The 11,715-nt window shown below is 47.2% G+C and carries 9 protein-coding genes; all 9 read left to right on the plus strand.

Annotation, left to right across the window (positions count from 1 at the left end; all coding sequences use genetic code 11):
* The first annotated feature begins 84 nt into the window (after positions 1 to 84).
* The 9 genes from ONT19_RS11625 to ONT19_RS11665 all read left to right on the plus strand — a co-directional run bounded on the left by ONT19_RS11625 (position 85) and on the right by ONT19_RS11665 (position 11,674).
* Positions 85 to 1,080 carry an NAD-dependent epimerase/dehydratase family protein gene (locus tag ONT19_RS11625; RefSeq protein ID WP_117693260.1) on the plus strand — a complete coding sequence of 332 codons (996 nt, stop codon included), beginning with the start codon at positions 85 to 87 and terminating at the stop codon, positions 1,078 to 1,080.
* Entirely contained in the window at positions 1,071 to 2,090 is a 1,020-nt protein-coding gene (locus tag ONT19_RS11630; RefSeq protein WP_264952025.1) for a phosphatase PAP2 family protein, read from the plus strand. Before ONT19_RS11625 ends, ONT19_RS11630 begins: the two co-directional genes overlap by 10 nt.
* A 53-nt stretch (positions 2,091 to 2,143) precedes the next feature.
* A complete protein-coding gene (gene miaB, locus ONT19_RS11635) occupies positions 2,144 to 3,478 on the plus strand; it encodes a tRNA (N6-isopentenyl adenosine(37)-C2)-methylthiotransferase MiaB (RefSeq protein ID WP_006848118.1) in 1,335 nt (444 codons plus the stop codon).
* A 124-nt stretch (positions 3,479 to 3,602) separates the two neighbouring features.
* Complete coding sequence (locus ONT19_RS11640) at positions 3,603 to 5,456, plus strand: ABC transporter ATP-binding protein (RefSeq protein WP_264952026.1); 1,854 nt, start codon at positions 3,603 to 3,605, stop codon at positions 5,454 to 5,456.
* A gap of 41 nt (positions 5,457 to 5,497) precedes the next feature.
* The gene (locus tag ONT19_RS11645; RefSeq protein WP_119228986.1) at positions 5,498 to 6,424 is read left to right on the plus strand and encodes a lysophospholipid acyltransferase family protein; all 927 of its coding nucleotides are present in this window, start codon (positions 5,498 to 5,500) and stop codon (positions 6,422 to 6,424) included.
* On the plus strand, positions 6,421 to 7,479 hold the full coding sequence (locus ONT19_RS11650; RefSeq protein WP_119228987.1) for a CDP-glycerol glycerophosphotransferase family protein: 1,059 nt from the start codon (positions 6,421 to 6,423) through the stop codon (positions 7,477 to 7,479). The genes ONT19_RS11645 and ONT19_RS11650 overlap by 4 nt, the downstream gene beginning before the upstream one ends.
* 4 nt (positions 7,480 to 7,483) lie before the next feature.
* Positions 7,484 to 8,557, plus strand: coding sequence for a pyridoxal-phosphate-dependent aminotransferase family protein (locus ONT19_RS11655; RefSeq protein ID WP_264952027.1), 1,074 nt, complete (start codon positions 7,484 to 7,486; stop codon positions 8,555 to 8,557).
* A 57-nt stretch (positions 8,558 to 8,614) separates the two neighbouring features.
* Positions 8,615 to 9,961: a Gfo/Idh/MocA family oxidoreductase gene (locus ONT19_RS11660; RefSeq protein WP_264952028.1), complete on the plus strand. Its 1,347-nt coding sequence runs from the start codon at positions 8,615 to 8,617 to the stop codon at positions 9,959 to 9,961.
* 147 nt (positions 9,962 to 10,108) lie between these two features.
* Positions 10,109 to 11,674 carry a DUF6056 family protein gene (locus tag ONT19_RS11665; protein WP_264952029.1) on the plus strand — a complete coding sequence of 522 codons (1,566 nt, stop codon included), beginning with the start codon at positions 10,109 to 10,111 and terminating at the stop codon, positions 11,672 to 11,674.
* Positions 11,675 to 11,715: the final 41 nt, after the last annotated feature.

The following is an 11,715-nucleotide window of genomic DNA, read 5'->3' on the forward strand; positions in this document are numbered from 1 at the left end:
AGAAAGAATTTTGGCATAACATAGAGGATAAGTCGATTTTTTGTTGTAATTTTGCAGCCGAAATTGCAATTTTATAAATTATTAATGAAGATTCTAGTAACGGGTGCGTCGGGCTTTATCGGCAGCTACATCGTGGAAGAGGCCTTAAGACAGGGCATGGAAACTTGGGCGGCAGTACGCCCTACCAGTTCCAGAAAGTATCTGCAAGACGAGCGCATCCATTTTATCAATCTCAATCTTTCTTCAGAGGAAGAGTTGGAGAAAGAACTCGCCCCGCACGAGTTCGACTATATAGTGCATGCAGCCGGCGCAACGAAGTGCCTGCATGCAGAGGACTTTTATAAGGTAAACACAGAGGGAACCAAGCATCTGGTGAACGTTCTTCTGCGCCTCCAGATGCCTATCAGGCGATTTGTCTTTGTCAGTTCGCTCAGCATCTTTGGAGCCATCCGCGAAGAGCAGCCTTATCAGGAAATCTCAGAACATGATACTCCTAAGCCAAATACTGCATACGGAAAGAGTAAGCTGGAGGCAGAACGCTATCTGGACAGCATCGGCAACAACTTTCCTTATATCATCCTCCGCCCTACAGGAGTTTACGGTCCTAGAGAGAAAGATTATTTCCTCATGGCACAGAGCATCAAGCAGCATGTTGACTTTGCTGTAGGATTCAAGCGCCAGGACATCACCTTTGTATATGTACAGGACGTAGTACAGGCTGTATTCCTGGCTCTGGATCATGGAATGAACGGCAGGAAATACTTCCTCAGCGATGGAGAAGTATACCAGTCGGCCGCCTTCAGCGACCTGATAAAAAAGGAGTTAGGCAATCCTTGGATGCTACGCATCAAGGCACCTGTCTGGGTATTGCGCATCGTAACCTTCTTCGGAGAATATCTCGGAAGAATGACCGGCAAGATGTCGGCCCTGAACAATGATAAGTACAACATTCTGAAACAGCGCAACTGGCGATGTGATATTGAGCCAGCCATGGATGAACTGGGCTATCATCCTCATTATCCACTGGAAAGAGGTGTGAAGCTCGCCATCAAGTGGTACAAGGATAACGGATGGCTGTAAATTATAAACTAATAAGAAGCGTGATAAAAGATTATTTCAAGATAGACAAGAACCCGAAGAAGGGACTGATGACACTGGAATGGGTCATGCTGGGATATATGGCAATCACCATTATCACCATGCTCTTTACCTACACCAAACTCGTAAACCCGGAAGCTATGCTCTGGGGACGACTGAGAGTGCTCGTCATGACCATTGCCCTTTGGGCAGTATACCGCATGATACCTTGCCGCATCACCAAGATGGTGCGCATCATTGCCCAGATGGCTTTGCTTGCCTGGTGGTATCCCGACACCTACGAAATCAATCGTATGTTCCCAAACCTAGACCATATCTTTGCAGGTTGGGAGCAGGATCTTTTCGGATGTCAACCCGCCCTGCTCTTTGCCAAAGCTCTGCCTTGGGCTGTAGTAAGCGAACTGATGTCGATGGGCTACTTTATGTATTATCCGATGATTGCATTAGTTACATTCTATTATTTCTTCTGCAGATATTATGAGGCAGAAAGAGCTGCATTCGTCATGCTCGCCGGTTTCTTTATCTACTATCTCATCTACATCTATGTACCGGTAGTGGGCCCGACCTTCTACTTTGATGCAGTAGGAATATCAGAAATAACCAAAGGCATCTTCCCGGCTTTGGGCGATTACTTCAATACCCATACCAACTGCCTGCCGACACCGGGCTACACCGATGGAATCTTCTACCAGCTTGTAGAAGACGCCAAGAACGCCGGCGAGCGTCCTACTGCCGCTTTCCCAAGTTCGCATGTGGGCGTGAGCACCATCTGCATGCTCCTGGTCTGGCATACCGGCAACCGAAAACTGCTATACGTGATGCTGCCATTCTACATCTTCCTGTGTCTGGCTACCGTATATATTCAGGCGCATTATCTCATCGATGCCATCGCTGGCCTCATCTCTGCCGTCGTCATCTATTTTGTATTGATGGCAGTATCGAAGGGAATGATAGAGCATCATACTCCTTCTTCGCGACTGAGATTCAGATAAATACATATTTTAATTACAATAACATTATAAACGAATAGAATTCATCTAGAACAATGAAGAAACTATTTATTGAGACTTATGGCTGCCAGATGAACGTGGCAGACAGTGAGGTAGTTGCCTCTGTGATGCAGATGGCTGGCTACGAAATTTGTGAGAAAGAAGAAGAGGCTGATGCCATCTTCCTGAACACCTGCAGTATCCGCGAGAATGCAGAGAACAAGATTTATCATCGCCTCGACACCCTCCATGCAGAGCAGAAGAAGGGAAGAAAGGTGATTCTCGGCGTTTTGGGCTGCATGGCTGAGCGCGTAAAGGATGACCTCATCCAGAACCACTATGCCAACCTGGTTTGCGGACCAGACAGCTATCTCAACCTGCCGGATATGATTGCGCAGTGCGAGATGGGTACCAATGCCATCAACATAGAACTCTCTAAGACCGAGACTTACCGTGACATCGTGCCTCAGCGCATCGGTGGCAACAGAGTGAGCGGTTTCGTAAGCATCATGCGTGGTTGCAACAACTTCTGCCACTACTGCATCGTGCCTTATACCCGTGGACGTGAGCGCAGCCGCGATGCTGAGAGCATCCTGCGTGAGGTTCGCGATTTGCAGCAGCGTGGCTTCAAGGAAGTTACCCTGCTTGGACAGAATGTAAACAGTTATGGTCTCTCTCCATCGGGCAAGCGCGAGGAAGGCAGTCTTTCCTTCGCCGAACTCCTCCACATGGTAGCCCAGGCTGTGCCGGATATGCGAGTACGCTTCACCACCTCTAACCCAGAGGATATGACCGAGGACATCCTCCACGCCATCGCCGAAGAGCCAAACCTCTGCAAGCACATCCACTTCCCTGCACAGAGCGGAAGCAACAAGATTTTGAAGCTGATGAACCGCAAATACACCCGTGAGGAGTATCTGCAGCGCATCGCCGACATCAAGCGCATCATTCCAGGCTGCGGCATCACCACCGACATCTTCGTGGGTTATCACGACGAGACCGAGGAAGACCATCAGGAAACCCTCTCGCTGGTGAAGGAAGTAGGCTTCGACAGCGCCTTCATGTTCAAGTATTCAGAGCGCCCGGGCACCTATGCCGCCAAGCATCTGCCAGACAACGTTTCTGAGGAAACCAAGATAGCCCGCCTCAACGAACTTATCAAGTTGCAGACCGAGGTGAGTGCCGAGCAGAACAAGAAGGATGAAGGCAAGGTATTCACCATCCTCATCGAGAACTTCAGCAAGCGTAGCCGCGAGCAGATGATGGGTCGAACAGAACAGAACAAGGCGGTTGTCATTGATAAGGGTAACCACCATATCGGAGAGTTCGTGAAGGTTCGCATCACCGGTTCTACCTCTGCTACTCTCTTCGGAGAAGAAGTAAAGGAGTAAAACCAAACTCATCAGAACAGCTTTTTCTGAATAAAAAGACTCTTCTAAAAGAAAAAACAGAATATAAACAAGAAAAACCGCCAAAAGTTTGGCGGTTTTCTTAAAAAGCACTATATTTGCACCTATGAAGGAATTCTTGCAAATTTTACGCCGATTCGTCCCTCCATACAAGAAGTATCTGGGACTGTCTATCCTGTTCAATATCCTGTCTGCGGTATTGAACATCTTTTCGTTTGCAGCCTTGATACCAATCCTGCAAATCCTGTTCCAAGTAGATGGTGGTATCCGTGTCAACGAGTATATGCACTGGAATGGAGATTGGGGTAGCATCAAGGAGGTTGCAACCAATAACCTGTATTATTATATTCAGGAGTTTATTGTTGTCCATAGTGCATCAACTGCCCTTTTGGTCATCGGCATATTCCTAGCCTTCATGACATTCCTCAAGACGGGAGCCTATTTCCTCTCGTCAGCCACCATCATACCTATCCGTACAGGTATCGTAAGAGACATCCGCAACCAGATTTACCAGAAGATAAACAGTCTCTCGCTCGGTTTCTTCAGCGAGGAGCGCAAGGGCGATATCATTGCCCGCATGAGCGGTGATGTGCAGGAAGTGGAGAACAGCATCATGTCGTCGCTCGACATGCTCTTCAAAAATCCTGTCCTGATTCTCTTCTATTTCGTTACACTCATCTGCATCAGCTGGCAGCTCACCCTCTTCACCATTCTCTTTGTACCACCTTTCGGCTGGTTTATGGGAGTAGTGGGCAAGAAACTGAAGGCACACAGTATCGAGGCACAGGCACTTTGGAGCGATACGATGAGTATGGTAGAAGAAACGCTGGGCGGCTTGCGCATCATCAAGGCGTTCTGTGCTGAAGAAAAGATGAACAAGCGTTTCAATCAGGTTAACAGCAGCTACCGCGACAACATCATGCGTGTAAATATCCGCCAGCAGATGGCACACCCGATGAGTGAGTTTCTGGGAACTATCCTCATCGTAGTGGTATTGTGGTTTGGCGGTATCCTGGTTCTGGATTACGGCAGAATCGACGGTCCTACCATCATCTTCTATCTCGTGATGCTCTACAGCATCATCAACCCGCTGAAGGAATTCTCCAAAGCGAGTTACAATATTCCAAAGGGATTGGCAAGTATGGAGCGTATCGACAAGATTCTGCAGGCTGAGGTGGAAATCAAGGACAAGGAGAACCCTGAGCATATCAGCAGCTTCGAACATCAGATAGAGTTCCGCCACGTTTCCTTCGCCTATACCGACCGAAAGAGCGCCGAACTGGTTTATGTATTAAAGGATATCAATCTCGTGATACCAAAAGGCAAGACTGTTGCACTTGTTGGTCAGAGCGGTAGCGGTAAGAGTACGATGGTAGATCTGATTCCACGTTACTATGATGTACAGGAAGGCGAGGTGCTGATTGACGGCATTAATGTGAAAGACCTTGCCGTACATGACCTTCGCATGCTGATAGGAAATGTAAACCAGGAGGCTATCCTCTTCAATGCAAGTTTCAAGGACAATATCCGATTCGGCAAGACCGACGCTACGGATGAGGAAATAGCCAATGCAGCTAAGATAGCCAATGCTTACGAGTTCATTACCAAGTCGGAGCATGGTTTCGATACAAATATCGGTGACCGAGGCGGCAGACTCTCCGGTGGTCAGCGCCAGCGTGTCAGCATCGCCCGTGCCATCCTCAAGAATCCTCCTATCCTCATCCTCGATGAGGCAACATCAGCCCTCGATACCGAGAGCGAGCGCCTGGTTCAGGATGCCTTGGAGAAACTGATGAAAACCCGTACCACCGTGGCTGTGGCTCACCGATTGAGTACCATCAAGCATGCCGATGAAATCTGCGTATTGCACGAGGGTAGGATTGTGGAGCGTGGTACTCATGAGGAACTGATTGAAAAAAAAGGATATTACAAGAAGTTGCATGATATGCAGCAGGTGTAATTGAGTAAAGAGTTAATAGTTAAGAATTTATAGTTTTACAGATGGTTAAGATTGTTTATGCATTCTTTTATGCAATATCGCTGCTGCCTTTCAGGCTGCTCTATTGCATTGCCGACTTCGAGTACTTCATGATGTATTACGTCATCAAGTACCGCAGAGGCATTGTGCGTAAGAATCTCACCAGCTCTTTTCCTGAGAAATCAGAAGAAGAGATTATCGACATCGAGAAGAAGTTCTATCGCTGGTTCAGTGATTACTTCTTCGAGGCTGTCAAACTGCTCAGCATCAGTGACAAGGGGTTGCGCCAGCGATTCCAGGTCATCAACAGCGAGGAGGTGGAGCAATGTTTCCAGGAAGGTCAGAACGTGGCAGCCATCCTGGGCCATTACTGCAACTGGGAGTGGCTCTCATGTGTGGGCATCGAACTGCCCAAGTCACGCAAGATGGGTCTCATCTATCATCCTCTGCGCAACCAAGCCTTCGACGAACTCTTCAAGCGCATCCGTTCTCACGAGGAGAATGGCGTGGTGGTGCCCAAGAAAAACATCCTCCGCTACTTGGTGGATTACAAGCGCAAGGGCATCATGAGCATCTTCGGCTACATCAGCGACCAGGGTCCCAAGTGGGAGAACATCCACTTATGGCTTCCTTTCCTCAACCATCCCGAAACCCCTGTGTTTACGGGTGGCGAGAGAATCATGAGGAAGATGAACGATGCCGTGTTCTATGTAGAGATGTCCCGCCCTAAGCGCGGCTACTATACAGCCACTTACAAGCTCATCACCCGCAATCCGAACTCCCTGCCGGAGCACGAGATTACCCGTCGCTTCTTCCAGATGCTGGAAGAAACCATCCGCCGGAATCCACCCTATTATTTATGGACGCATAACAGATGGAAGCGAACCAAGGAGGAGTTTGACAAGCGATATGAAATTAAAAACGGTAAAGTAATTCCTATAGAATCATGAGAATAGTTCTTTTCTGTGAAAACAAGTATGCCATAGACATACTTAATCCGATACAAGAACATGTGACAAAGCAACATTTGCCACACGAGATATTGTGGTATATCCACAAACCAAAGATAGACAGTTTTCCATATGCCGACCAGGTGAAATGGACCAACTCTATTCAAGAAGTCTATGACTTCCAGCCAGAGGCTATCTATGTGCCAGGCAACATTGTGCCTTACTATCTGCCAGGCGTCAAGATACAGGTATTCCACGGCTATGCCGCAGAGAAGAAAGATCACTGGATTATCCGCCGTTACTTTGACACCTATTTCACCCAAGGTCCTTACTTCACTTCCCACTTCGAGGCTCTGGCCAAGAGATATGGAGATTTCGAGGTGTTGGAAACGGGATGGCCTAAGCAGGATTGGATCAAGGAAAACCTGCATAAATATGATGCCGACCGAGAGAAACTGCTCAGGGAAAGCGGCAAGGAGACCTTGATCCTTTATGCCCCAACCTTCTCGCCAAAACTCACTTCGCTTCCTTACATCAAGGAAGAGTTGGGCAAGCTGGCTAAGGAGCGCAATGCCCTGATAGTAATGAAGTTCCATCCGCTTACCCGTCAGGAATGGGTAGATGAATACCGTGAATGGGCTGCAACCAAGAAGGATGTTCTCTTCATCGACAAGGGAGAGAACGTAACCAAATATCAGCTGATGGCAGATACGCTCATCAGCGACACTTCTTCTACCATCTATGAGTTCCTGCTGCTCTCTCGCCCAGTAATCACCCTCGGCACCATATCCAAGGATATCTACTGGGAAAACATCACGGAACCTGATCAACTGATTGCCGCCTACGACCATGCCCTCACAGACCCTGAGGCGATAGCCAAGAGACAGTGGATAGTAGACAACTACGATCCATATTTGGACGGCAACGTATGCCAGCGCATGCTCGACGGAGCCGAAGACTACATCCGCCGTCATGGTGTGCCGAAGAAGAGAAAGCTGAATCTCTGGCGCAAATATACCAGCATCAAGACATTTGGAAGAATCAAAAAAGAATAAAGATATGCTTAATTTTACAGTAGGACCTGTGATGGCAAGCGATGAAGTTAGAGCCATCGGCGCTGAGCAGGTGCCTTATTTCAGAACAGCAGAGTTCTCCGCCATCATGAAGGAGAACGAACAATTGATGAAGCAGTTTGCCAAGGCATCAGACGATGCCCGCACTGTTTTTATCACAGGTTCGGGCACAGCCTCTATGGAAGCCGTGGTTATGAATGTATTCACTCCTGCCGACAAAGTACTGGTAGTGAATGGCGGTAGCTTTGGTCACCGATTCGTACAACTCTGTGAAATTCATGAGATTCCACATACAGAAATCAAGCTTGAGATGGGGACTCCACTCACGGCAGAAGACCTCAAGCCATACGAGGGACAAGGCTACACCGGCTTCCTCGTCAATCTACATGAGACTTCTACCGGCGTACTCTACGACATCCAGATGATCAGCGACTTCTGTCATCGCAACCATATTTTCCTGGCCGTAGATTCCATCAGTTCTTTCCTCGCGGATCCATTCAACATGAAGGAACTCGGCGTGAACGTAATGATTACGGGTTCACAGAAGGCACTGGCATGTCCTCCAGGCATCTCTGTCATCATTCTCGATACAGAGGCAATCAAGCGAGTAGAGGCAAACAATGTTAAGTCGATGTATTTCGACCTGAAGGATGCCTTGAAGAACGGTGAGCGTGGACAGACTCCTTTCACCCCAGCCGTAGGAACTTTACTGCAGATTCATGCCCGCCTGAAGGAGATAGAGCGCAATGGCGGTGTGGAGAGCGAGAACCAGCGCATGAAAATGCTTGCCGAAGATTTCAGAAGTAAGATCAAGGACCTGCCATTCACCATCGTATCAAAGTCAATGTCAAATGCCGTTACTCCTCTGCATCCACAGAACGCCTCAGCCTACGACATCTTCCTGAAGCTGAAAGACGAATATGGCATCTGGGTATGTCCTAATGGTGGCGACATGGCAGAAAAGGTGTTCCGTGTAGGTCATCTCGGCAACCTGAGTCCGGAAGACAACACCACTCTCGTTGATGCACTGAAGGATATGCAGGCTAAGGGACTGCTATAAAGGGGCTGCTATAATATATATAATAAGGTATAGAGAACTTTCAAGATAGAGAAACTTATGGTTAAAGTCATCACATACGGTACTTACGACCTGCTTCATTATGGTCACATCCGTCTCCTGGAGCGCGCCAAGGCTTTGGGCGACTACCTCATCGTGGGCGTAACCTCGGATACCTTCGACCGTGAGCGTGGCAAAATCAATGTACAACAATCCCTCATGGAACGAGTGGAAGCCGTGCGTGCCACTGGCATTGCCGATGAAATCATCATCGAGGAATACGAGGGACAGAAGATTGACGACATCAAGCGACTGGACGTAGATATCTTTACCGTAGGTTCTGACTGGAGAGGCAAGTTTGACTATCTCAACGCTTATTGCAAGGTGGTTTATCTAGACCGCACTCAGGGCGTATCGAGCACGGAGATCAGAAGCGAGCAGCAGGTGGTTAGCCTCGGACTGGTTGGCGAATCGCCTATCCTCAACAAGATAGAGCGCGAAAGCCAATATGTCAATGGGCTAGAGGCAGGAAAGGTTTTCTCCCTCAACGACCAATATCTCTCAGAGAATCTGCAGGCAGCGGAAAAGCAGGCAGCCAGTTTTCAGGAACTCCTGAATGAAAGCGATGCGCTCTATGTTATCTCTGCCCCAAGCAAGCACTATGCTCAAATAAAGGAGGCATTAGAAGCTGGCAAACACGTATTGTGCGAATCGCCTATCACTCTTCAGCCTCAGCAATGGAAAGAACTCAAGGAAATAGCAAAAAATAAGAAGGTAGTCTTGATGGATTCTATCAAGACCGCCTATTCCGTAGCCTATTACCGACTCTTACTCTTGGCTAAGGGCGGTATCATCGGTGATATCATGTCGGTGGATGCAACCTGCACCAGTCTCGTAGACTTTGACCCGACCCAGGATTCACAGAAGAGTCTTTACGAATGGAACAGTATCTGCGCCTGGGGACCGACGGCACTCCTGCCTATCTTCCAGCTTCTAGGCACAGAATACAGCAACAAACAGATAGCCACTCACTTCCTGGACGAAGCAAAGCGCTATGATGCCTTTACCAAGATATCCTTCCTCTATCCTCATGCCGTAGCTTCGCTGAAGGTTGGTCAAGGCGTGAAGTCGGAAGGCGAATTGATTATCTCGGGCACCAAGGGATACATCTACGTACCAGCCCCATGGTGGAAGACCGATTACTTCGAGGTGAGATACGAGAATCCGCAGAACAACAAGCGCTACTTCTACCAGCTGGATGGAGAAGGGTTGCGCTATATGCTCCTCTCCTTCCTCAAAGCCATCCGCACCGGCAAGGACTTCTCGTATGTATCCGATGACATATCAGAAGAAATCGTCAAGACTATCGCCAATTTCGAGGCAAGAAAAGACATGGTCATCATATAGGTTCGTCTACATGATGTCCATTTCCTTTCTTGAAAGCTTTTTCCTTTTAGTCTTAACGGCATTTATATAATTTAACAACTATTAGTGCAAGAAAGCACAAGTTTCTCTGTTATTATACATATAAAAATAAGCAAAAACAATAATACGATGAATCAGAAATTGTTAAAAAGCCATACGATATTGGCGATTTGTATTCTAATCTTATCCGTCATCCCTGTTGTGGCAACAGGTCCCTATCTCCATCAGTTTGCAGATGACTATGTATTCGGAGCTCCTGTCTACAAGGCTTGGACTGCCACCCATTCATTTGGGGCATGTATTCAGGCGGCCTGGGCAGAATCCATGCATATCTACCAGACATGGCAGGGTACCTATTCGGCATGTTTCCTGATGGCATTACAACCTGGAATTTTTGGCAAATACTGGCTTGTACCGATTATTCTATTGGGAAGTCTAATTCTTTCCACCTATACACTGGGATACACAATATTACGCAGATTGCTACATATCAGCAAATTGGAATACACTTTCATTTCTACTCTATTTGTATTAATGACCGTACAGTTCGTATGGTCGTTCTACGATGCATTCTGCTGGTATAACGGAGCGATGTACTATACCTTATATTATAGTATTTCTTTGTTTCTTGCCTCCCTACTCATCGAATTCCATCTTACAAAATCTATCATAGCGAAAATCATCATCACGCTGGTTTCCGCAGCACTCGCCATATTCATTGCCGGCGGCAACTTTGTTACCGGTCTGGGTATGCCAGCCATTCTCTTTATGGCAATCGTATGGATGTGGGTGGAGAGGAAGAAGACTCCTTTCTTCTTGCTTTCTATCCTTATCATTTATGCCTGCGCTTTTGCTTTCAGTGTATTTGCACCAGGCAATACTGTCCGCCAATCCACAGTCACCAGTCAACCGAATGTGGTTTCAGCCTTCTTTATTGCGATAGCAAAGGGCATAGAATTTCTCGCTGATGCCATTAAAATCACAGAAATACTCATGTTTACCATTCTCATACCTTTCCTTGCAAGATTAGCCAAGGCATCCCACTTTAGGTTTTCTCATCCATGGCTTTATCTGCTCATCTCTTTCCTACTTTATTGCGCCTTCTTTTTTCCAAACAGCTATGCCATGGGAACCAAAGGAGCAGACAGAACACAGAATGTATACTTCTATGTGCATCTGTGGATGATTTGCTTCAATATCTACTATCTTTCTGGTGCTCTTCAGCGCAGAGCGGCTAATCTGGAACCAATAAGCGTTGCTATTGTAAACTTGACAGAGGCAATCAGACTGAAATATAATAAATACTTCAGATGGCTACCGGTATATTACTGGCTTGTGTTGGTACTTTCTATCACAGCAAAGCCAACTACTACCAACAGAACACTCTCCTTGCTGCGTAGAGGAACAGCACAGAAGTTTGACCTAGAAATGCAGCAGCGCGAAATTGCCGTAAAGCAAAGCAAGGCAGATCATCTGGTATTAAATCCGCTTACCGTAAAGATGCCATCCGATGCCTTCCATGATATCACTATTTATCCAGGTTATTGGATTAACCGAGGTATGGCAAACTATTATGGCAAAAAAACGGTAGTAGCATTACCTTTCGATGATGGCGAAGAAACGCCAGCCAAATTGTTAAAACGCTGCCGTGATGAAGTAGGTCCAGGCGGAATGACCTTTATCGAAGGAAAATAAATCAGAAATAACAATACCATTCATTAAACAAAAAAGGTAAG

It is taken from the genome of Segatella copri (genome assembly GCF_026015625.1).
Classification (GTDB): domain Bacteria; phylum Bacteroidota; class Bacteroidia; order Bacteroidales; family Bacteroidaceae; genus Prevotella; species Prevotella copri_H.